This window comes from Luteitalea sp. (genome assembly GCF_022842525.1).
Taxonomy (GTDB): Bacteria; Acidobacteriota; Vicinamibacteria; order Vicinamibacterales; family Vicinamibacteraceae; genus Luteitalea.
In genome coordinates this window covers 1-21,808 of record NZ_JALHPM010000082.1, presented here as the reverse complement: position 1 = coordinate 21,808, position 21,808 = coordinate 1, and the positions used below count along the sequence as shown (strand labels likewise).

General features: G+C 69.5%; 17 protein-coding genes. 9 read left to right on the top strand and 8 right to left on the bottom strand.

The features are described 5' to 3' along the window. From Q0C41_RS16690 to Q0C41_RS16680, 3 genes are all read right to left on the bottom strand, one after another. The gene (locus Q0C41_RS16690) at positions 1-1,341 is read right to left on the bottom strand and encodes a tetratricopeptide repeat protein (protein WP_291985441.1); all 1,341 of its coding nucleotides are present in this window, start codon (positions 1,339-1,341) and stop codon (positions 1-3) included. Beyond that, positions 1,341-2,687 (bottom strand): DUF4331 domain-containing protein, encoded by a 1,347-nt coding sequence (locus Q0C41_RS16685; RefSeq protein WP_291985440.1) that lies wholly within the window; start codon positions 2,685-2,687, stop codon positions 1,341-1,343. Before Q0C41_RS16685 ends, Q0C41_RS16690 begins: the two co-directional genes overlap by 1 nt. Before the next feature lie 87 nt (positions 2,688-2,774). Continuing rightward, positions 2,775-3,341, bottom strand: a complete 567-nt coding sequence (locus tag Q0C41_RS16680) for a lipocalin family protein (protein ID WP_291985438.1) — start codon at positions 3,339-3,341, stop codon at positions 2,775-2,777. Positions 3,342-3,426: 85 nt separating this feature from the next. Here Q0C41_RS16680 and Q0C41_RS16675 point away from each other — a divergent pair, with 85 nt between their 5' ends. The 9 genes from Q0C41_RS16675 to Q0C41_RS16635 all read left to right on the top strand — a co-directional run bounded on the left by Q0C41_RS16675 (position 3,427) and on the right by Q0C41_RS16635 (position 11,101). After that, positions 3,427-4,140 (top strand): hypothetical protein, encoded by a 714-nt coding sequence (locus Q0C41_RS16675; protein WP_291985436.1) that lies wholly within the window; start codon positions 3,427-3,429, stop codon positions 4,138-4,140. Positions 4,141-4,155: 15 nt separating this feature from the next. Beyond that, the gene (locus Q0C41_RS16670; RefSeq protein ID WP_291985434.1) at positions 4,156-5,364 is read left to right on the top strand and encodes a hypothetical protein; all 1,209 of its coding nucleotides are present in this window, start codon (positions 4,156-4,158) and stop codon (positions 5,362-5,364) included. 15 nt (positions 5,365-5,379) lie between these two features. Further along, positions 5,380-6,213 carry a bifunctional 2-polyprenyl-6-hydroxyphenol methylase/3-demethylubiquinol 3-O-methyltransferase UbiG gene (locus Q0C41_RS16665; RefSeq protein ID WP_291985432.1) on the top strand — a complete coding sequence of 278 codons (834 nt, stop codon included), beginning with the start codon at positions 5,380-5,382 and terminating at the stop codon, positions 6,211-6,213. 21 nt (positions 6,214-6,234) lie between these two features. Next, entirely contained in the window at positions 6,235-7,053 is an 819-nt protein-coding gene (locus tag Q0C41_RS16660) for a class I SAM-dependent methyltransferase (protein WP_291985430.1), read from the top strand. A 71-nt stretch (positions 7,054-7,124) separates the two neighbouring features. After that, a complete protein-coding gene (locus Q0C41_RS16655; RefSeq protein ID WP_367079232.1) occupies positions 7,125-7,877 on the top strand; it encodes a YebC/PmpR family DNA-binding transcriptional regulator in 753 nt (250 codons plus the stop codon). Continuing rightward, positions 7,874-8,437 carry a crossover junction endodeoxyribonuclease RuvC gene (gene ruvC / locus Q0C41_RS16650; RefSeq protein ID WP_291985426.1) on the top strand — a complete coding sequence of 188 codons (564 nt, stop codon included), beginning with the start codon at positions 7,874-7,876 and terminating at the stop codon, positions 8,435-8,437. The genes Q0C41_RS16655 and ruvC overlap by 4 nt, the downstream gene beginning before the upstream one ends. After that, positions 8,434-9,027 carry a Holliday junction branch migration protein RuvA gene (gene ruvA, locus Q0C41_RS16645; protein WP_291985424.1) on the top strand — a complete coding sequence of 198 codons (594 nt, stop codon included), beginning with the start codon at positions 8,434-8,436 and terminating at the stop codon, positions 9,025-9,027. The genes ruvC and ruvA overlap by 4 nt, the downstream gene beginning before the upstream one ends. Positions 9,028-9,044: 17 nt before the next feature. Continuing rightward, positions 9,045-10,064 carry a Holliday junction branch migration DNA helicase RuvB gene (gene ruvB, locus Q0C41_RS16640; protein WP_367079231.1) on the top strand — a complete coding sequence of 340 codons (1,020 nt, stop codon included), beginning with the start codon at positions 9,045-9,047 and terminating at the stop codon, positions 10,062-10,064. Further along, complete coding sequence (locus Q0C41_RS16635; protein ID WP_291985419.1) at positions 10,058-11,101, top strand: beta-ketoacyl-ACP synthase III; 1,044 nt, start codon at positions 10,058-10,060, stop codon at positions 11,099-11,101. The genes ruvB and Q0C41_RS16635 overlap by 7 nt, the downstream gene beginning before the upstream one ends. A 105-nt stretch (positions 11,102-11,206) precedes the next feature. On the opposite strand, the gene Q0C41_RS16630 is transcribed toward Q0C41_RS16635, so the two are convergent. The 5 genes from Q0C41_RS16630 to glgX form a co-directional block, all read right to left on the bottom strand. After that, positions 11,207-11,902: a response regulator transcription factor gene (locus Q0C41_RS16630; RefSeq protein ID WP_291985417.1), complete on the bottom strand. Its 696-nt coding sequence runs from the start codon at positions 11,900-11,902 to the stop codon at positions 11,207-11,209. A 181-nt stretch (positions 11,903-12,083) separates the two neighbouring features. Beyond that, the gene (gene treY / locus Q0C41_RS16625; protein WP_291985415.1) at positions 12,084-14,987 is read right to left on the bottom strand and encodes a malto-oligosyltrehalose synthase; all 2,904 of its coding nucleotides are present in this window, start codon (positions 14,985-14,987) and stop codon (positions 12,084-12,086) included. Then, complete coding sequence (gene treZ, locus Q0C41_RS16620; protein ID WP_291985413.1) at positions 14,984-16,849, bottom strand: malto-oligosyltrehalose trehalohydrolase; 1,866 nt, start codon at positions 16,847-16,849, stop codon at positions 14,984-14,986. Before treZ ends, treY begins: the two co-directional genes overlap by 4 nt. After that, positions 16,846-20,067 carry a maltose alpha-D-glucosyltransferase gene (gene treS, locus Q0C41_RS16615; RefSeq protein WP_291985411.1) on the bottom strand — a complete coding sequence of 1,074 codons (3,222 nt, stop codon included), beginning with the start codon at positions 20,065-20,067 and terminating at the stop codon, positions 16,846-16,848. The genes treZ and treS overlap by 4 nt, the downstream gene beginning before the upstream one ends. Before the next feature lie 129 nt (positions 20,068-20,196). Next, the coding region (gene glgX / locus Q0C41_RS16610) for a glycogen debranching protein GlgX (protein ID WP_291985409.1) at positions 20,197-21,808 on the bottom strand (1,612 nt) is incomplete at its 5' end.

Sequence of the window (21,808 nt, the reverse complement as noted above, 5' to 3'; positions counted from 1 at the left end):
TCAGTCCTCCCGCCGAAGTCCGAGAGCCCCGTCCGCGACGAGTGACGGAGGGGCCGGCGCCTCGAGCCCGACTGCCGGCTGCGACAGCGCAGACGACACCAGGTCTCGGGCTCGTTCGGCGTCACCAGCCGCCGCGACGATGGCGGCAGCGTGCACGCGCAACCGCCGGCTGCGCGAACCCGTCCGCAGGGCGCGCTCGATGGCCGCCCTGGCCGTCTCGATGTCGCCGCTCTTGAAGGCACTCCAGGCCAGGGCTTCCTGAGACACGATGTCGTTCGACGACGCCGTGGCGCGTTGTGCAAGCGCGAGAGCCCGTGGCACGTCGCGCCCATGCATCGCGAGGAACAGGGCATGCGCCCCGGGTTCAGGAGCCTCGTTGCGCCAGCCGGCATCGGCGCGGGCGTACAGCCGTTCGGCCTCCTCGCCCTCGCCGCGGGCGGCGCGGAAGTCACCCAACCTGGCGAGCCATCCCGGTGCAGGGGCCTGTGTCACCGCTGCAGTCATCGACGCGACGGCCCCATCAAGGTCGGCCCCGGCTGCGAGCACCTCCGCGCGGGCAGCAAGCGCCGGCGCGTAGTTGGCGAAGCTGTGCAGGGCGCGCTCGGCCGCCTGCCGCGCCTCAGCCAACCGACCCAGCTGGAGCTGCAAGGCAGACAGCTGCGTCAGGTGCCATGCGTGGGCTTCGATGTCATGCGGGCTGCTCGCGGTGCGCGCCATCTCCATCACGCGCAGCGCGCCCTCCACATCACCGCCGAGCTCGCGGGCGTACGCCACGCGTGCATAGGCGGCGGCATCGGGCCGCAGCGTCGCCATCCTGTCGAAGGCCGCGAACGCCGCCTCGTATTCACCTTCCTCCAGGGCCGCGTCGCCCAGCACGCCGTGCAGCCAGGTGTCGTTCGGCTCATGGGCGAGCAGGCGCGTGGCCATCTGTCGCGCTTCGACGAACCGGTGCTCCGACAGCAGGAGCGCGGCCAGCATGCGCTCGATCTCGTACGTCCGCGTGCCGCGGTCGACCAGTTCCCGCAGTCGCGCGGACGCCTCGACGACGAGACCCACATTGCCGGTGACCCTCGCCTCACGCAGCGACAGCTCCGCCAACCGCACCGCGGCCGCAGCGTCTTCCGGGTGGCTCGTCAGCCAGACCTGCAGGCCTGCCCGCGCCGACGCGAGATCGGCCCGGCCGGTGGCGATCGGGCTGCCCGCCACAAAGGGGGGACGAACCTGTGCTGAAGAGGGAGCCGCCCGGAGGAACCAGGCGCCGGCCACGACAGCGGTGACGGCACCGGCGGCCATCGCCGCCAGGACCCGGGCGCGAGACGACGGCAGCCGGTGCCGGCGCATCAGCGGTTCCCCGCGTGCGGGATGCCGAGGTACGGGAAGGTCGCCAGGTAGGGCACGTCGTTCCGCCCGACGCCATCACCGATCTGGTTGTTGGGGGCGATGTTGAAGCCCGGCGTCAGCGGCGTGGCGCCGGCGGCCGCCTGCAACACGATATCCGTGACGTCGTCGCCCACGCGGCGACCGTTGGGGAAGCCGGCCAGGTCACCGCGAAGCACCCCCATCGGATCGGGCTGGCGCGACGGCGGAATGCCCATGTTCAGGCGAAGCTGCTCGGATGCCACGACCCCCTGCGGCTGGTTCAGCCCGGGGATCCCCGTCAGGAAGATGGTGACGAGGTCGTTGCGCGGGGCGGGGGGCGACTGTACGCCGTAGATCAGATTGAGCAGCTTGGGGACTTCCGGGTCGAGGACGCGATCGAGCGCGGCGCCATCCGACGTCGGCGTGATGGCGTTGAAGACATCCTTGCGCGCGAGGTCGATCACGGCCTCGTTGACGAGCGGATTGCCCAGGCGCGAGATCTGGACGAGCTCACCGGTGTAGTCGACCTTGCCCGCCGAGCGCGTGGCCACGGCCGGCCGGCTGGTCGTGGTCCAGACCCCGATGATGCCGTTCGGGTCGGATGGGCCCGCCGGCATCGTGCCGGTCCGCGTCAGGTCGCGCATGGGCACCTGCAGCGCGAGCGCACTCACGTTGAACCCCGCCGTGCTGTCTTCGACCTCTCCCGACCCGACGCCCAGCAGGTCGAAGATGGCCAGATCGACGTAGAAGCCCTCGTCCCGCTGACCCGCGAATGCCCGCATGTCTCCCGGCAACTGCTGGATGCCGCCCGCCAGCGCACCGTAGTTGGGGGTCGAGCGGGGCCCGATGTTGGGCGGCGGCACTGGCAGACGACCGGCCAGCAGGGTGCGCCTGCCGGTTCGCCGGGGGCCGTCGATGCGCGTCAGGCTGTAGAACTGCCGCACGTTCAGGTCCGGGTCGTCGATCGTCGTCACCGGGCCGGTGTTGTACAGGAACGTGGCCGGGTTCCGGACCTCGGTGGTGAACTTCCACTGGAAGGTGATGTCCTCGACCGCGTCCGCGTTGTTGTCGACGTGGATCTCGTACGTGACGTTCGGATCGAACGGGTAGAAGTTGGGCCCGCCATCCGGATCCTGGAACGGGATCACGTTGGCGATGAGGGTCACCAGCGTCGGCTCGTTGGGATCGACGAAGGCATACAGGTCCGTGTTGTCCGCCATCGGATCCTGCGCGATGAGCGGGGCTTCCCGGTGACTCGAGGCCTGCCCGGGCAGCAGGGCCAACGTGGCCAGCGCTCCGGCGCCCAGCAGTGTGCACAGCGTTCGCATCGTCTTCTCCCTGAATGCGCGCGGAATGCGGCATTCAGGGAAGCTCTACGGCTACTGCGCCCGTCTGGATGTCTGTCCGGTCGAGCTCTACTGCGCGCTCTGCGGCGTCCGCTCGATGCGCGACACGTCGTAGCCCTGTGTGCGCGCCGCTTCGATGAGGCGGGCATACGTCGGTGCGTCGACGTCGGGCGTCCGCGACAGAATCCACAGCGAGTCGCGGTCCGGCGTGCCCACGATCGCCGTGCTGTAGTCCGGAGCCAGGTCGAGAACCCAGTAGTCGCCCCAGACCGGCAGGAACGAGAGGAAGGCCGGGGCGAATCGCACCTCCAGCACCGACGCGGGGCCGTCCTCGCTCGCCCGGCGTGCGACCCCGTTGGCTTCGATCGATCCCTTGGCGGTCGCGCAGGTGTTCCGGACGTCGATACGTCCATCGGGGCGACCGGCATAGAACACCACGACGTCGCCCGTGCACTTCTTCTGGAACCGGTTCGGGTACCGCGCCAGTTCGAACCAGCGCCCCATGTACCGCTCGACGTCCAGGTTCTCCACCGGACGCACCTTCGCCCCCGGGACCTGGGCGCGGACGATGGTGGCGCATGGCAGGGCGACGAGCGCCACCCCGACGGTGAGAGCAATCCGTGCACAGACGCGCATTCCCATGATCCTTTGGACGCCACCGCGCCCGCCTGGATGGCGGGGCTCGGTCAGCCGGCTGCCCTCCACCGTATACTGCCCTGCTGTGTCACATCGCATTCCCGTCGAATACGACACCGAACGCACGATCCGCACACGCAACAAGCTCTACTACCGCTGGTTGCACTGGCCGATCTGGATCTTCGTGTTCTTCATCGCGCCGGGGCCGCTGACCTTCGATCTGTTCGAGCGCGGCTTCGACCTGCGGATGGCCCTCTGGCTGGGCGTCGTCATCGTCGCCACCGGCATCCCGTTCCTCCGCGGACGCCTGCCCGGGTGCGAGCCGGCGCCCTACATCATCCGCTTCACCGAAGACCGCCCCAACCCGGTCTACCGACGCATCTGCTACTCCATCGCGTGGGGCGAGGCCATCACCTTCGCACTCCTGAACATCGTCGGCCTGATCGTGGCGATCACGACTGGCGACTGGATGCTGAAGCAGATCTATCGCTACGCCTATTTCCCGCTCGCCGGGACCATCTGGGCGATTGGTCTCTCTGGGCATCTGCCGCGGGTGAAGCGGTCGACGTCCGGGGAAGGCCACGAACGGCGCTACTTCTACGGCACGGTGTGGGCCGTGGCCATCGCCCAGCCCGTGCTCTGGTTGCTGTATCTGACGATGCCCAAGGGGCCGGTGCCGGATACGTTCAAGCTGCTGGTGTTCCTGGGCGTCCTCGCCGCGATGGGCTGGCTCGCCTACAAGGGCCGCCTGCCCAGAACCCGCCCCATCGTCCCCGGCGAACTCGCTGCCCTCGACTGACACTGGAGCCGACGCATGACCGAGAGCCGACCGTTGACGATCCTGTGCGTCGCCACCTACGAGAAGGGCGCCGAATTCCTCCGTGAGTGCAAGCGGCAGGGATGCACCGTCCTGCTGCTGACGACCGAGACGCTGCAGCACCTGCCCAGCTGGCCGCGCGAGGCCATCGACGAGATCTTCGCGATTCCAGCTGTCATCGGCCGCGACGACCTGCTGAAGGGCGTCAGCCATGTCGCCCGGACCCATCGCATCGACCGCATCGTCGCGCTCGACGACTTCGACGTCGAGACGGCGGCCCTGTTGCGCGAGCACCTGCGGGTGCCCGGGATGGGCGAGACCACGGCCCGCTACTTCAGGGACAAGCTGGCGATGCGCGTGCGCGCCCGGGATCACGAGGTCCTGGTGCCGCCGTTCACCGGCCTGTTCAACGACGAGGCCGTCAACGCCTACCTGGATCGGGTCGAGGGGCCCTGGCTGGTGAAGCCTCGATCGCAGGCCGCGGCGATTGGCATTCGCAAGGCGTCCACCCGCGACGAGGCGTGGCAGCACATCCACGATCTCGGCGACCTTCGATCGTTCTCGTTGCTCGAGCAGTTCGTGCCGGGCGACATCTACCATGTCGACGCGATCGTGTGGGATCGCCAGGTGGTCTTCACGGCCGCCCACCGCTATGGCTCACCGCCATGGACCGTCGCGCATCAGGGTGGGGTGTTCACCACCAGCACCGTGGATCGTCGGTCGGAAGATGCGCAGGTGCTGGACGCCCTCAACCGGCGTCTGCTCGACACCCTCGGCCTGGTCAGGGGCGTGACGCACACCGAGTTCATCCGTGCCCAGGCCGATGGCCGTTTCTACTTCCTCGAGACGGCCAGCCGTGTGGGCGGCGCCTTCATCGTCGACGTCATCGCCGCGGCGACGGGCGTGAACCTCTGGCACGAGTGGGCCAGGCTGGAGGTGGCTGGTGAACACGGGCACTACGACGTGCCGTCGCACCGCGAGGACTACGCCGGTCTCGTGCTCTCGCTCGCGAAGCAGGAGCATCCGGACACCACGGCGTACGACGACGCGGAGATCGTCCAGCGCATCGATCTGGCGCACCATGCGGGCCTGATCGTGCGTGCCGACGACCCGGCGCGCGTACACATGCTGCTCGACGCCTATGCGAGCCGCTTCCTCGAGGACTTCTACGCCTCGGCGCCGGCGCCCGACTCGGCGACGCACTAGGCGCCGCCCGTCTTCATGTCCCGCGACATCGACGCGCTCACCTCGTACACCCTGAAGCACCTGCGCGACCGCTGGTGGACCACGCGCTGGACGCAGTGGGTCAGCAGCCACTTGCGCTGCGATCCCGGTGAACGCCTGGTGCACGTCGGCTGCGGCAACGGGGAGATCGACGTCGCCCTCGCCCTGGCCACGCCGGGCCTGCAGGTGGTCTCCCTGGACGTGGTCGGCGATCGGGCTCGACACACGCGCGAGCTCGCCACCGACGTGGACGCCCGCGTGATGGCCGTTGTCGGGGACCTGCGATCCCTGCCGATCCGAGCAGGCAGCGCCGACGCCGTCCTCTGCATCGGCGTCCTGCAGCACCTGGCCGATCCTGCGGCCGCGGCGGCGACCCTCGGCGCGCTCGTCCGCCCGGGCGGCCGTGTCCTCGTCGTCGAGCCCGACCATGAAGCGCGGTACTGGTTCAGCGCCTCGGCCGCTGGGCAGCAGGCATTCGCGCTGGCGCGCGAGACCCTGGGCCGCGCGCACCGCGCCGCCGCCCCGGACGCGCCTGCCCGTCTCGGCGTCCATGTCGTGTCCTGGCTGCGAGAGGCCGGGCTCGAGCCACTGGCCGTCGAGGCCCTGCCGGTCTCCGAGTCCCGGCTCGGGGCGCCGCCTCCGGGCGTGTGGGAGGCCAGGGCGACCCGGCTGACGGCCGCGATGCCCGACCAGCCGGCCGACCGCGATCACCTGCTCCACGCGCTGAACGCCTACCGGGCGGATGCCGATGCGCAGGGCGCCGGCTTCGTCGAAGTCCAGCACGCGCTGCTGATTGCCACGCTGGCACAGCGGCCGCAGATGCGCTGGTAGAGGAGTAGGCTGTACGAGCTCATGCCTGCCGGACACGAGGGCTGGGGCGCCTACGCGCCCTTCTACGACTGGGAGAACGCCCGCACCATGGGGCGCCGGGACCTCGCGTTCTGGCAGCAACTGGCCACCCAGACCGGCGGCCGCGTGCTCGAGCTGGGGAGCGGCACGGGGCGTCTGACGGTGCCCCTCCGCCGCCAGGGCATCCCGATCATCGGGGTCGACCGCACGGCCGAGATGCTCCGTCGCGTCGGCCCTCGCGCTCGACGGTCGCGCACCGCCCGACCGCCCATCTCCCTGGGCGACGTCACCCGGCTGCCGTTTGCCGACGACAGCTTCCGTCTGGTGATGGCGCCCTACGGCCTCCTGCAGTCACTGCTGAGCGACGTCCTGCTGGCCCGGACGATCCGTGAGGCCTGGCGCGTGCTCGAACCGGGGGGCCTCTTCGGGCTCGACCTCGTACCCGACGTCCCCAAGTGGCGGCAGTACACCCGCAAACTGGTCTTCTTCAGTCCCGCAGGCCCCCGTGGGCTGCCCATCACGTTGCGGGAAACCGTCCGCCAGGACCGCGAGAAGGGGTTGACGACCTTCGAGCAGGAATACAGCGAGGGGCGCGGCAAGACCCGTCAGGTCACCCCCTTCACCATCCGGTTCCGGACGCTGCCGCTTCCGGCCATCGCGGCGCGGGTGGAGCGGGCCGGGTTCCAGGTCGAGGCCGTGCTTGGCGACTACCGGGGCGCCGAGTGGGACCGGCGGGCCGACGTCTGGCTGCTCCTGGCCCGCAAGCCCGCTGCTGTGGGTAGGGCCGGCTCTCCGAGCCGGCCGTCAGGGGAATCGGCGTAGCCGTCGGGGCGGCACGCCCGGCGTGCTAAGATCCCGTGGTTTTCCGACGTTTTGCCGAGGAGTTTCACGCGATGTCCGGCCACTCGAAATGGCACACGATCAAGCACAAGAAGGGCGCGCTCGACGCCAAGCGCGGCAAGATCTTCACGCGCATCATCAAGGAACTGTCGGTCGCGGCACGTAGCGGCGGCGGCGATCCGGCGATGAACCCGCGGCTGCGCACGGTCATCGCCGAAGCCAAGTCCGTCAACATGCCCAACGACAACATCACGCGCGCAATCCGGCGCGGGACGGGCGAGGAAGACGGCGTCAGCTACGACGAGATCACCTACGAGGGCTATGGCCCCGGCGGTGCCGCCGTGATCATCGAGACCCTCACGGACAATCGCAACCGCACCGTGGGCGAGCTGCGTCACATGCTCACCAAGTACGGCGGCAGCCTCGGCGAGACCAACAGCGTCGCCTGGATGTTCGACCGCAAGGGCTACATCGTCGTCGACAAGGCGGCGGCCGAGGAGGAGACGCTGATGGCGGCCGTCCTCGAGGCCGGCGCCGACGACATGGGCGACGATGGCGACAGCTGGGGAGTGACCACCGAGATCGGCGGCTACGAGGCCGTCCTCGAAGCGGTCAAGGCGCTGGGCATCGAACCGGCGACCGCGCAGGCGATGGCCATGCTGCCCAAGAACACGATCAAGCTCGAAGGCAAGACCGCCCAGCAGATGCTCAAGCTGATGGACGCGCTCGACGATCACGACGACGTCAAGCAGGTGTGGTCCAACTTCGACATCGAGGAAAAGGAGATCGAGGCCTCGATGGCATGAGGATCTTCGGGATCGATCCCGGGTCGGTGCGCACGGGATACGGCTGCATCGAGTCCAGCGGCAGTCGCTGGGCCCTGCACTGCAGCGGTGCCATCGTGCCGCCCGCCCGGAGCGCCTTTCCCGAGAAACTCCAGGTCATCCACCTCGAACTCCTGGCTCGGCTCACCGACGCGCGCCCCGATTGTGTGGCGATCGAGAGCCTCTTCCACGGTCTGAACACGCGCAGCGCCTTCGCCCTGGCCCATGCCCGTGGCGTGATGCTGCTGGCGGTCACCCAGCTCGGTCTGCCGGTCGTCGAGTACGCGCCCGCGGAGGTCAAGCGGGCCGTCGTCGGGTTCGGCCGGGCCGAGAAGCCGCAGGTCCAGCAGATGGTCACCATGCTGCTCGGGTTGGCGGCGCCCCCGAAACCCCTCGACGTGTCCGACGCCCTCGCGGTGGCCCTGTGCCACGCCCACACCGCCGCCTCTGGCATCCCCCAGGCCGACGCGTCGCCCTTCGCGCGCGGTCGCCGGGTCACGAGCTGGCGTCAGCTCCGGCCCGAGGATCTGGAACACCGGTGATTGCCGCCCTGCGCGGCCGGCTGTTCGAGAAGCAGCCGGCGCGACTGATCGTGGACGTCGGTGGCGTCGGCTACGACGTGCAGGTGCCCCTGTCGACGTACGGCCGCGTGGGCGACGTCGGCAGCGAGATCGCGCTGCGCGTGCATACCCACGTCCGCGAGGAGCAGATTGCGCTCTTCGGTTTCCTCACCGCGCTCGAACAACAGATCTTCGAGCGGCTGATCTCGGTCAACGGCATCGGCCCGAAGGTCGCCCTCGCCGTGCTGTCGGGCATCGCCCCCGGCGATCTCGTGGCGGCGGTGCAGGGCAACGAACCGGCGAGACTGACGACCATCCCCGGCATCGGTCGCAAGACCGCCGAGCGCATCGTCCTCGAGTTGCGCGACCGCCTGCCGGCGGCCCTTCCGGTCTCGGCCGACGCGGCCACGCCCGGCAGCATCATCCGCGCCGACCTGCTGTCGGCGCTCGTCAATCTCGGCTACCCGCGCCCGACCGTCGAGAAAGCCGTCGGCGACGTGCTCAAGGCCCAGCCCGGGGCGACCTTCGACGAGGCGCTGCGCCAGGCCCTCGGGAAGCTGGCCCGCGCGTGACCATCGACGAGAGGGAGATGCCGGATCCCCGCGTGGTGAGCGGCCGCGTCGGCGACGACGACGCGCAGTACGAAGCCGGACTGCGACCGCGCACGCTCGACGACTACATCGGGCAGGACCGCGTGCGCGAGAACCTGCAGGTGGCGATTGCCGCCGCCCGGCAGCGTGACGAGGCGCTCGACCACGTGCTCGTCTCCGGACCGCCCGGCCTCGGCAAGACCACGCTGGCGCACGTCATCGCCAACGAACTCGGCGTGTCGATGAAGGCATCGTCGGGGCCGGTCATCGAGCGCCCCGGCGATCTCGCCGCAATTCTCACGACGCTGCAGCGCCACGAGGTCCTGTTCATCGACGAGATCCATCGTCTGTCACCAGCCATCGAGGAAATCCTCTATCCGGCGATGGAGGACTACGAACTCGACATCGTCATCGGCCAGGGGCCCGGCGCGCGATCCGTGAAGGTGCCCGTGCAGCCCTTCACGCTGGTGGCGGCGACGACGCGGACCGGGCTGCTGACGGCGCCGTTGCGCAGCCGGTTCGGGTTGGTGCATCGCCTCGACTACTACACCGAGGCCGACATGATCGAGATCGTCAGCCGGTCCGGTCGTATCCTCGGCGTGCCGCTGTCGGGCGACGCGGCGGTGGAGGTGGCGCGGCGATCGCGTGGCACCCCGCGCATCGCCAATCGCCTGTTGCGGCGCGTGCGTGACTACGCCCAGGTGCGGGCCGACGGCACGGTGACCTTCGACGTGGCGCAGGCGGCCCTGACGCTGCTCGAGGTGGACGCCTATGGCTTCGATGAAGTCGACCGGCGTCTGCTGCGTACGATCATCGACAAGTTCGATGGCGGTCCCGTCGGCGTCAACACGCTGGCGGCGGCGCTCGGCGAGGAGCGCGACGCCATCGAGGACATCTACGAGCCCTTCCTGATGCAGGTGGGCTTTCTCGAGCGGACGCCGCGTGGTCGCGTGGTGACGCGCCGCGCGTACGCTTTCTTCGGGCTCGAGGAGCCCGGAAAGGACAATCGCCTGTGGTAACGGAGTCTGCGGCCCGCCCGCACGGGGTCCTCAGCGGTGGCCAGATCACGATCCAGCCGTGCATCAGCGGGCTGGCGACGTACCTGCCGCCCCGCACGCTGACCAACGCCGATCTCGAGAAGATGGTCGACACCAACGACGAGTGGATCCTGCAGCGGACCGGCATCCGCAAGCGCCACATCGTCGACCCCGGGGTGGCGACGTCTGATCTCGCGGCGGAGGCGGCGCGCGCCGCCATCGCGCAGGCCGGCCTGTTGCCGACCGACATCGACGTGATCGTCGTCGGCACCACCACGCCGGACACGATGTTCCCCAGCACGGCCTGCCTGCTCCAGCACAAGATCGGGGCGACCAGGGCCTGGGGCTTCGACCTCGGTGCGGCCTGCTCCGGCTTCACCTATGCGCTGACGACGGCCGCCGGGTTCGTGGCGGCGGGCATGGCGAAGCATGCGCTGGTGGTCGGGGCCGACGTGATGTCGAGCATCATCGACTACACCGACCGCACCACCTGCGTGCTGTTCGGCGATGGCGCGGGCGCGGCTATCGTGTCGCCCTCACCCGGTGACGGCCTCGGGCTGATCGACTTCACGCACGAGGTGGATGGCAGTGGCGGCCCGGCGCTGTGCATGCCGGCGGGCGGGTCGAAGCTGCCGGCCTCGCACGAGACCGTGGACAACCGGATGCACTACGTCCATCAGGACGGGCAGACGGTGTTCCGCTTCGCCGTGCGCAAGAACGAGGAAGTGTGCCGGCGGTTGCTCGACCGCAACGACATCACGGCTGACGACCTCGACCTGTTCGTGTCGCACCAGGCCAACAAGCGCATCATCGAGTCGGCAGCGCAACGCCTCGGCGTGCCGCCGAACAAGATGGTGCTGAACATCGGGGAGTATGGCAACACGACGGCGGCAACGATCCCGCTCGCGTTGAACGACGCCGTGCGTGACGGGCGCCTGAAGAAGGGCGACCTCGTGATGCTGGCCTCGGTGGGCGCCGGCTTCACGGTGGGGTCGGTACTGTTGCGGTGGGCCTACTGACGAATCGGTGACGGCCGGCTCCCGCCTTCGCCAGGGCTTCGGCGTGCAAGCGGAGAGCCGGCCCTACCCCACGCCGACACCGGCTGCCCACGCCGGCCGTTTTCGCTACTCGTGCTCGGCGACGTCGTGGTCGAGCGGCACGCGCTCGGCTCTCGCCTTCTCCGCTTCCTCGAGCTTGACGAGGCCGCGTCGGATGGCCGCCGTGGCCGCCTGCGTGCGGTCGCGCACGCCGAGCTTGCCGAGCAGGCCGTTCACGTACGACTTGATCGTGCCTTCGGTGGTGTTGAGTTCGTGGGCGATCTCGCGGTTGCTGTGGCCGCTGACGATGAGCCGCAGGACGTCCATCTCGCGCCTGGTGAGGTCGGTGCGCCCCGCCTGGTCGAGCACCTGGGTGATGCGCGGCGGGATGTACTGTCGACCCTCGTGGACCGCGATGATCGCCTCGAACAGCTCGTCGCTCGGCATGCCCTTCAGGACGTAGGCGGCCGCACCGGCCGACAGTGCACGCGCGATGTCGACGTCGCCTTCGTACACCGTCAGGACCACGACCCGGGCTTCCGGGAACTCGCTGCGAATGGCGCGGATGGCCTCGGGGCCCTCCATCACCGGCATGCGCAGGTCCATGATGGCCAGGTCCGGCTGCGTGCGACGGAACGCGGCCACGGCCTCTTCGCCATTGCTCGCCGTGGCCACCACCGAGAAGCGCGGATTGCGCTCGAGGACGGCAACCAGTCCCTGCCGCAGGATATCGTGATCGTCTGCCACCAGCAGACGGATGGGTGAGCGTACTTCGCCGGTCACAGCGACTCCTTGGGGTCGAACACGATCCCCCTCATGGCGAGATCGGCCGCGTCGGCGATTTGATGAATCCCACGCGATGGCAGGCGCTGACGTCGCCTCGACGCCCTCGATCCTGCAGCGGTCTCACCGAAGTCCAATGATGGCACAAACACTCTGGCTCTGCCGTGGTGGTCTGACGATCTCATCCGGCCTCGGGAACGAGCACGGCGACGGGCAGCACCTGCAGGGCCTGCGCCAGGAACATCCACTGTTCAGACGAGGTACGCGCCGGTGTGACGAGCGCGCCGGTGAGCAGGTCGCGCCACCTGACGCTGGGACTATCCAAAGGCAGGATCACCCGCGATGTCGCCCACGCCGACCCCACCGGCCACGTCCCGGGCAACTGCCCCGTGCGTAAGCCGATGATGACGAGTGCCCACCCCGCCTCCTCGTGCGACCGCGCGAAGGCCATGGCGGTCGCAGCGACCGACAGGTCGACGTCGAGCGGCCGATAGGTACCTCTCAGCCACAGGTCCGGACGGTCCCGCCGCGCCCGCAGGAGCGCCGAGGCGACGTGCAGCTTGATGCGGCCGTCGGGCCAGGCGTCCAGCCAGGCGCTCACGCGGTCGGGGCCGAAGTCGTCGCTGGCGCGTACCTCGTCGAGCGCGCCCAGCCGCTCGGCGAGCGCGTCGAAGGGCACCGGCCGTCGATTGTCGGGATCGACGAGATCGAACTTCCAGTCCTCGGCGCCCTGATACGTGTCGGGCACGCCGGGCGCGGTCAGCTTCAGCACGGTCTGGGCGAGGGCGTTGCACACGCCGCGCGTGGCCAGCCTCGCGGCCAGCGGGGCCAGCACGGCCAGCACCTTCGGCGCGGCCGGGCCGGCGAGCACGTGCTCGACGTACGCGCGCGTGGCGGCCTCGTAGGGCTCGTTCGGCGTGATCCAGCTGGTGTGTCGCTTCGCCTCGCGAATGGCCTTCAGCATGTATTCCGTGAGGCGTTCGACCAGCGCGGTGGGGGCTGGCGCCTCGATCGCGACCCCGGGCGGCCAGCACCCGACCAGCACCTGCAGGAAGCGGCACTCGTCGTTGCGATCGGGCGCCCAGGTGCCTTGCAGCAGCGTGCGCGCGGGGGCCGCGGCCCGCAGCGCGCGGCCGAGCGTGTCGCGCCAGTCGTCGGCCATCTCCGACAAGGCGTTGATGCGTGCCCGCACGTCCTCGCCGAGTTTCGTATCGTGCGTGGACAGCGTCGTCATCTCGGCCGGCCAGGAGCGCTGACGCGTGCCGTTGGCGGCATGGACCGCCTCCACCGACTGCTCGGTGGTGCCGGGATCGCCGCCGACCTCGTTCATCGAGACCAGCACGTTGTAGCGATAGAACGTGGTGTCCTCGACGCCCTTGGCCTGCACGGGGCCGGTGTACTGCTGGAGCTTCATCGCGAACTCCAGCCGACGCTGGTACATCGACGGCGCGCCATGCGCGGCGGGTGGCGTCGACGAGGGCTCCGGCAGCAGCACCTCGCGCAGGAAGCGGAACAGCGAACCCTCCATCGCGGGATTGCGCCGCCGGGCCTCGGCGATGGTCCGGTCGATGATCGCGAGGTCCTCCTGCGTCCAGCCGCGGGCGCTGACGTACGTCCGGTAGACGGGGATGCACGCGACGTATTCGGCAATCAGCTCGCGCAAGCTGTTGAGCGTGAAGTCGCGGGTGTGGCGATCGGCGCGGGCGATCCGTGCGAGCGCATCGGCGAGCACACCGAGCTCGCTCGACATCGCCGTGTCCATGATCAATCGCTTGGCGTCGTAGACGATCTCGTGCAACGGCTCGCGCGCGCCGGTGACGCGGGCATGGACCCGCCGCAGCCGACGCAGGCCGGCCGGGTCGATGAACAGGCCGTTGATCTCGTTCAGGAACGCATAACCGGTCGTCCCGTGCACCTGCCAGTCGTCGCGCAGACGCTCGCCGTGCTCGAGAATCTTCTCGGCGACCACGTACAGCGGGGCCTTCTGGCCGGTCTCGTTCTGGGCGAACTGCTGCAGGCGCGCGAAGTACGCCTCGGGGTCGAACAGGCCATCGGGGTGATCGAGGCGCAGCGCGTGCACGTGGCCGTCGCGCAGCCACGTGCCGATCAACTGGTGCGTGGCGTCGAACACGGCCTCGTGTTCGACGCGCACGCCCGCCAGCTCGTTGACGTCGAAGAAGCGACGGTAGTTGATCTCGTCCACCGCCGTGCGCCACGACGCCAGTCGATAGGGCTGGGCCTCGAGCAACGCATGCAGTTCGTCGAACGAATCTGGTTCCCCGGCGCGACCGTTGATGTGCCCCACGGCGTGCGTCATCGCGTCGATCACGAGCGGCGTCTCGTCCGCCAGGCGAAGCAGGCGCCCGCGCAGCACTTCCTTCTCGCGCTGACGGACGATGATGCGCTCGGGATGCGTGTCGGTGTACGGGGGCAGGTTGTGCAGGCCCTCGAGGATGCTCTGGAACTCGATCACCGCCGGGTGCCCATCGCCGAGCGACGCCATCAGCACCGGCACGGCGTGGCGCAGCACCAGCGGCGTCTGCCGCGGGTTGATCGGCAGACGATGCTCGAAGTACCGCAGCCAGAGGCGACCATCCTCGTACTCGATCTGCAGCTCGCCGCGGTCGAGTACGTCGCCGTACTGATCGCCCAGGATGGGCAGCAGGACCTTCTGGCGCAGGTGCGGCGTGATCGGATCCCAGTCGATGTCGAAGTACTCGGCAAACGGCGAACACGGCCCGTTCTCCAGCACTTCGCGCCACCACGGATTGGCGCGCGGATCGACGCCCATGTGGTTGGGCACGATGTCGGCCATCAGCCGCAGGCCCAGGCGCGCGGCCTCCGACGACAGTCGCTCGAGATCCGCGTCCGTGCCCAGGTCGGGATTGACCGCGCCATGGTCGCAGATGTCGTAGCCGTGCGTGCTGCCGGGACGCGCCTTGAGCATTGGCGAGAGATACAGCGCATCCACACCGAGTCTCGCCAGATACGGGGCCAGCGCCGTGGCGTCGGCAAACGTCAGGTCGGGGCCGAGTTGCAGCCGGTAGGTACTGGTCGGCGTCCACGCCGGTGCAGGCATGGTCATGCCGCGCCTCCCGGCAGGTGGAGCACCAGGCCGAACGGCTCGGGGCTCGCATCGATGACGATCGCGCCATCCTCGATCCGCACCCCGTGCACGATCGCGCCGGCGCTGGTCGCCGTGGCGTGCAGGACGACGACGGTGTCGTCGGACCGCAACGACGGCCTCGGCAGACGTCGTGTCGCCGTGCCGGAGAAGTCGACGTACGTCAGCAGGAGTCCGTCGCGCGCCGACGGCTGCTCGAGCCACAGGCCATCCGATCCGATCGATTCGCACCGCACGCGTCCACGGTCGCGCGGCTGCGCGGCCACATGGGCATGGCGCACGGCCAGCAGCGCGCGCGTCTGCGCCAGCACCACCGCATGGGAAGGCTGCGTAGACTCCTCCCAGGGCAGGCGGCTGGCCCGCCACGTCGCTTCCGCCTGTGGGCTCGGGATCCGCTCGCGGGCTTCGGGATCACCGAAGGCCGAGAACCGGCCGAACTCGCGTCGTCGTCCTTCGATGACCAGCGCGCCGAGGGCCTCCTCGTGGTCGGTGAAGTAGAGGAACGGCGCCGACGTGGCCCATTCCTGGCCCATGAACAGCAGCGGCGTCTCCGGGCTCGTGAGCAGCAGCGTCGACGCCGCCAGCCAGGTCGCATCGCTCACCTGGTGATGCAGGCGTTCGCCGTGGGCGCGGTTGCCGACCTGGTCGTGGTTCTGGACGCAGATCACCGACGCCTCGATCGGCACGCCGGCCGGCGACGTGCCGCGCGGGCCGTCGTAGTGCGCGGCATGCTGGCCGGTGAACACCCAGCCATCGCGCACCGCGGCCGCGATCTCGTCGGTGTTGCCGCGGAAGTCCGAGAACCACGCCTCGTGGTCACCCGCGAGATGACGACGGACGGCGTGGTGGAAGTCGTCGGCCCACACGCCGGTCATGCCGAAGCCGCCCTCTGGAATCGGGTGCAGCAGCGTGTCGAGGTTGCGTTCGTCTTCGGCGATCAGGTGAATCTCCCGCCCGGGGACGCAAGCCGCGACCTCGCGGGCGATCTGGGCGAGGATGTGCTCGCGGCTGTGGTCGGTGAGGGCGTGCGTCGCATCGAGGCGCAGGCCGTCGAGGTGGTACTCGATGAGCCACTGCAGCACGTTGTCGCAGATCACTCGACGCACCGCCGCGCTCCCAGGGCCATCGAGGTTGATGCCGCGCCCCCACGGCGACGTGTGCCGGTCGGTGAAGATCGTCGGCATCCACGCCGCAAGGTAGGCGCCATCCGGGCCGAGGTGGTTGTAGACCACGTCGAGCAGCACCGCGAGTCCCAGGGCGTGCGCGCGATCGACGAGGGCGCGCAGGTCATCGGGATGGCCGTACTGCTCGGAGGGCGCGAAGAGCGCCGCGCCGTCGTAGCCCCAGTTCCACCGCCCCGGGAAGGCGGCGATGGGCATCAGCTCGATCGCGGTGACGCCGAGGTCGACGAGCGCGGGCAATCGCGCCATCGCGGCGGCGAACGTACCTTCGGGCGTGAAGGTGCCGACGTGCAGCTCGTAGATGACCAGGCGGTGGCGCGGCACGCCACGCCACGACGCGTCGGTCCAGGCAAAGGTCGTCGGGTCGATGACCATCGACGGACCATGCACGCCATCGGGCTGCCAGCGACTGCAGGGGTCTGGCCACGGCGTGTGGTCGTCCATCTGCAGCCGGTACCGCGTGCCGGCACCTGCGCCGGGCACGTACGTCTCGAACGTGTCGGCGTCGACACGGGCCATGTCCATCGGTGCCTGTCCCTCCACGTGGGCGCGCACGGAGGCGGCGCCCGGGGCGCACACCCGCATCCGTACACCCGCCTCGTCGAGGTGCGTGCCGTAGGTTGGCGTCCAGCGCGTCGTCATGCCGGCTCTCCTGCCGGGCGTGCAGCCAGATCGATGAGCACGGCGCGTGCCAGTTGGCGACGGTCGTCTGCGGCGTTGACGGCATCGACCAGCAGGCGCCACAGCATCCCGACGCGCAGCCCCTCCACGAGGTCGAGCACGGGCACGGTGGTGCGCCCGCCGGCGGCGAGTTCCTCCTGCCAGCCCCGCACCAGGGCCCACGTCGCGATGGCCCACCAGGCCCGCGCCACCGGGTCCTGCGGTTCGCGGCGACCGCTGTCCTGCAGCGCCGTGAGTGCCGCGTAGGCGAGATCGGCCGCGAGCGCGGCGATGTCGCGCTCGCCGCAGTCGGTCAGCGCCCCCGGCTCCCCTGGGGTTCCCGGCGTGCTGTCGTCCGGATCGACCGGGGCGGGCTCGCCATCGGTCCAGCGCCAGCGTGCGAGCGCCCCGAGCACCTGCCGCGACGCGAGCACACGCTGGCCCGCGGCTGAGACGAGCAGGGTGGCCCAGCGGCTGCGTGCGTCGGCAGGCAGCTCCGACAGCGCCGCCAGGGCGGCGTCGGCGAGCTCGCGATCCTTCGAGGGGCCTGAGGTGTCGTCAGCGGCTGCACTGACGTCGGCTCTCGCTGCAATGGCGTCGGCCATCGCCATGTGCGTGGCCGCCACACGTCGCCCCATCACTCGCGCCATGCGCTCCACCTCATGCAGGGGCTCGCTGTCGAGGCGAGGGGCATCGCGGCCGTCGCGCAGCCAGGCGAACGGGTCGGCCGGTGTCGTCAGGGTGTGCGGTTCGGCCAGCCAGCGCAGCGCCAGCTGATGGGATCGGTCCCAGCCGTCGTGCGTCGACGGGACGCGCGACCGCAGCAGCATGAACGGCCAGCGCTGCCCGTCGGGCGTCAGCAGGTCGAGATGGGCGTACGCGACGGGCAGTTCCACATCGAGGTTGCGTGACAGTGCCTCGAGAATCTGCTCCTCGTGCGATCGACCGCGCAGCAGCCGGCGGCGAATCTTCATCTCCGCGGCAGCGCCGCAGGCGATCACCGTCTGCGCGAGCGTGGTGGGCATCAGGGCGTAGGGCTCGTGATCGGCCAGCACGGCGGGCCCCGGCGACGCGGCATCGAACACGCCGCCACGGCCGGCGAGTCTGGTGCCCTCCGTCAGCATCCGCATCAGGACCCGCGCGGCATCGGCCTCGATCACCTCGTGCAGCGTGCCCGTCCTGGCGCCGGCGATGCGGGCCAGCACGCGGTCGGGATGGCGGTCGAGCATCTCCTCGCCCCTCGGCCCGCTCGTGAACGTCAGCACCAGACCGTATCGGTAGGTATCGACTTCCCCTTCGACGTCCACCGCGAGCAGCACGATCGGTTCGGCGCCGCCACGCGCCAGGGCGTGACTCGCCACGCGGACGCCGTGCACCCCCGACCCAGGGGCGCGGTACCACGGCTGGCGTTCGAGGTACGGCAGCAGGTAACGACGCTCCAGCACGGCGCGTCCCGGGCCGTCGAACAGCGTGTCCCAGCGTTCACTCACGAGCAGGTCGGGTAGTGCATGCCGACGCGTGTCGGCGACGGCCTCGCTGCTGGCGCGCGGATCGCTCGCATCCAGGATGTGCAGCCAGTACCAGCCGTAGGGGGCCAGCGTGATGCGCGTGGTGCCGTGCTCGAGCGGAGGCAGATGCGTGCCGCCGAGCATCTCGACCGGCACACCCTCGAGGCGCGTCCGCACCTCCGCGGTCTGGACGGTGGCCGACAGGTTGGCGACCACGAGCACGGTGTCGTCGAGGTACTGCCGCGTGAAGGCGAGGACCCGCCGGTTGCCGGTCTCGACGAACTCGATGGTGCCGCGGCCGAAGGTCGGATGCGCCTGCCGCATGGCGATCATCCGCCGCGTCCAGTTCAGCAGCGAGGCCGGCGAACGTTCCTGCGCCTCGACGTTGACGGCCTGGAAGCCGAACACCGGGTCCATCACCAGCGGCGCGCACAGGCGCTGCGGATCCGCGCGCGAGAAGCCGCCGTTGCGGTCCCCGGTCCACTGCATCGGTGTCCGCACGCCATGCCGATCCGACAGGTAGATGTTGTCGCCCATGCCGATCTCGTCGCCGTAGTAGATGACCGGCGTGCCCGGCAGCGACAGCAGCAGCACGTTGAGCAGTTCGACCCGTCGCCGGTCGCCATCGAGCAGCGGCGCCAGTCGACGACGGATGCCGACGTTGATGCGCATGCGCGGATCCTCGGCGAAGGCGCCGTACATGTACTCGCGCTCTTCCGGCGTGACCATCTCCAGCGTCAGCTCGTCGTGGTTGCGCAGGAACAGCGCCCACTGACAGCTCTCGGGGATGTCGGGCGTCTGGCGCAGGATCTCGACGATGGGCTCGCGGTCCTCCCGCTCGATCGCCATGTAGAGGCGTGGCATCAGCGGGAAGTGGAACGCCATGTGGCACTCGTCACCCGCGCCGAAGTACTCGCTGACGTCGGACGGCCACTGGTTGGCCTCGGCCAGCAGGACGCGCCCCGGGTACTCGGCGTCCATGAAGCGGCGCACCTGCTTGATGAGCGCGTGGGTCTCCGGCAGGCTCTCGCTCGACGTGCCTTCCCGCTCGATGAGGTACGGGATCGCGTCGAGTCGGAAGGCGTCGACCCCCAGGTCGAGCCAGAACCGCATGATGCGCAGCATCGCCCGCATCACCCGCGGGTTCTCGAAGTTCAGGTCGGGCTGGTGGTGGAAGAAGCGGTGCCAGTAGTAGGCGTTGGCGACCGGATCCCACGTCCAGTTCGACGTCTCGGTGTCCGTGAAGATGATCCGCGTGCCGTCGTACTTGCGGTCGCTGTCGCTCCACACGTAGAAGTCGCGCGCCGGCGACCCCGGCGGCGCCTGGCGTGCCTCCTGGAACCAGGGATGCTGGTCCGAGGTGTGGTTCATCACCAGCTCGGTGATCACCCGGAGGTTGCGCGCATGCGCCTCGCGGAGGAAGCGCCGCACGTCGCGCAGCGTGCCGTACGCCGGATGCACGCCCTGGTAGTGCGCGATGTCGTAGCCATCGTCGCGCAGCGGCGACGGGTAGAACGGCAGGATCCAGATCGTGTTGATGCCCAGCGTCTGGAGATAGTCGAGCTTCCTGATCAGCCCCGAGAAGTCACCGATGCCGTCGTCGTTGCCGTCGAAGAAGGTGCGGACATGCACCTGATAGATGACGGCGTCCTTGTACCAGTCGGGCTGTGCCGGGCGTGAAAACTCGTCCATGTCGTCCTGGAAAGCAAATCGCACGCCGGCACGACCGGGGATGGCCGCGCGAAGCGTGCGAGCGCGGTGCCGCGCGGCGTCCTCTGCTGACTGGGACGCCCGGCGCACCGACGTGATGACAGGACGATGTTACCGGAGTGCGGAGCGCGTTCGCTCATCCGCACGCAGCAGCACGACCGAGCGCCCGGCCACCGGGTAGCTGCCGCGTTCTGCCGGTGCCACGGGCTGATGCTCGATGCCCGTATCGAAGACACGCGTCCAGGCCAGACCACTGCCGAGCTGTGGCAGCTTGAACGGTCGAGGTGCCGCGTCGGCGTTCAGCAGCACCAGCAGCGTGTCGTCGACGATGGGCTCGCCGCGATGGTTGATCTCGTCCATGGCGACGCCGCTGAGGAGCATGCCGAGGGCACGGACGTGCGACGCCGACCACATCGCGTCGGTCATCTCGACGCCCGACGGATCGAACCACGCGAGATCCTTGACGCCGGCGCCGCGCAGCGGCCGGCCCTGGAAGTAGCGCTGGCGACGCAGCACTGGATGCTTCTGGCGCAGGGCAATCAGCATCCGGGTGAAGTCGAGGAAGTCCTTGTCCTCCTCGGTCAGCTCCCAGTGGAACCAGCTGATGTCGTTGTCCTGGCAGTAGGCGTTGTTGTTGCCCTTCTGCGTCCGCCCCATCTCGTCGCCGCCGCCGATCATCGGCACGCCCTGCGAGAGGAGCAGCGTGGCCATGAAGTTGCGACGCTGCTGCACGCGCGCCTGCCGCACCGCAGGGTCGGTGGTCGGCCCCTCGACGCCGAAGTTCATCGCGAGGTTGTTCGATTCCCCGTCGCGATTCTGCTCGCCGTTGGCCTCGTTGCGCTTCTGCTCGTAGGTCACCAGATCGGCCAGCGTGAAGCCGTCGTGGCAGGTGACGAAGTTGATGCTCGCGCTCGGCAGGCGTCCGGTGTGCTCGTAGAGGTCGCTGCTGCCGGCCAGTCGCGTCGCGAACTCCGAGACCTGACCGCCATCGCCGCGCCAGAAGCGCCGCACGGTGTCGCGATAGCGCCCGTTCCACTCGGTCCAGCCAACCGGGAAGTTGCCGACCTGGTAGCCGCCTTCGCCGAGGTCCCACGGCTCGGCGATGAGCTTGACCTGCGAGAGCACCGGGTCCTGATGAATGATGTCGAAGAACGAGCCCAGCTTGTCCACCGCGTGGAGTTCGCGCGCCAGCGCACTCGCGAGGTCGAAGCGGAAGCCGTCGACGTGCATCTCGAGCACCCAGTACCGCAGGCTGTCCATGATGAGCTGCAGCACGCGCGGGCTCTGCATGTTCAGCGTGTTGCCGGTGCCGGTGAAGTCCTCGTAGTAGCGCTTGTCGCCGGGCGACAGCCGGTAGTACGACAGGTTGTCGATGCCCCGCAACGACAGCGTCGGGCCCATGTGACTGCCCTCGGCCGTGTGGTTGTAGACCACGTCGAGGATGACCTCGAGGCCGGCCGCGTGCAGCGTGCGGACCATCGACTTGAACTCGCGCACCGATCCGTAGGCCGACCGGCTCACCGAGTAGCGCAGGTCCGGCGCGAAATACCCGAGCGTGTTGTAGCCCCAGTAGTTGGCCAGCCCCGCCTTCACGAGGTGCCAGTCGTCGATGTGGTGGTGCACCGGCAGCAGCTCGACGGCAGTCACGCCGAGCTTGAGGAGGTGCTCGATCGACGCTTCCGACGCCAGGCCCAGGTAGCTGCCGCGCAGGTCGTCCGGGATG

What these genes read in the sequence shown, in the direction of transcription:
- ruvC (WP_291985426.1), top strand. Translation starts at nt 7,874, where the DNA reads ATGAGGATCTTCGGGATCGATCCCGGGTCGGTGCGCACGGGATACGGC.
- ruvB (WP_367079231.1), top strand. Translation starts at nt 9,045, where the DNA reads ATGCCGGATCCCCGCGTGGTGAGCGGCCGCGTCGGCGACGACGACGCG.
- Q0C41_RS16665 (WP_291985432.1), top strand. Translation starts at nt 5,380, where the DNA reads ATGTCCCGCGACATCGACGCGCTCACCTCGTACACCCTGAAGCACCTG.
- treS (WP_291985411.1), bottom strand. Translation starts at nt 20,067, where the DNA reads ATGGACGAGTTTTCACGCCCGGCACAGCCCGACTGGTACAAGGACGCC.
- treY (WP_291985415.1), bottom strand. Translation starts at nt 14,987, where the DNA reads ATGACCATGCCTGCACCGGCGTGGACGCCGACCAGTACCTACCGGCTG.
- Q0C41_RS16655 (WP_367079232.1), top strand. Translation starts at nt 7,125, where the DNA reads ATGTCCGGCCACTCGAAATGGCACACGATCAAGCACAAGAAGGGCGCG.
- Q0C41_RS16670 (WP_291985434.1), top strand. Translation starts at nt 4,156, where the DNA reads ATGACCGAGAGCCGACCGTTGACGATCCTGTGCGTCGCCACCTACGAG.
- Q0C41_RS16680 (WP_291985438.1), bottom strand. Translation starts at nt 3,341, where the DNA reads ATGCGCGTCTGTGCACGGATTGCTCTCACCGTCGGGGTGGCGCTCGTC.
- Q0C41_RS16660 (WP_291985430.1), top strand. Translation starts at nt 6,235, where the DNA reads ATGCCTGCCGGACACGAGGGCTGGGGCGCCTACGCGCCCTTCTACGAC.
- Q0C41_RS16690 (WP_291985441.1), bottom strand. Translation starts at nt 1,341, where the DNA reads ATGCGCCGGCACCGGCTGCCGTCGTCTCGCGCCCGGGTCCTGGCGGCG.
- Q0C41_RS16685 (WP_291985440.1), bottom strand. Translation starts at nt 2,687, where the DNA reads ATGCGAACGCTGTGCACACTGCTGGGCGCCGGAGCGCTGGCCACGTTG.
- treZ (WP_291985413.1), bottom strand. Translation starts at nt 16,849, where the DNA reads ATGACGACGCGCTGGACGCCAACCTACGGCACGCACCTCGACGAGGCG.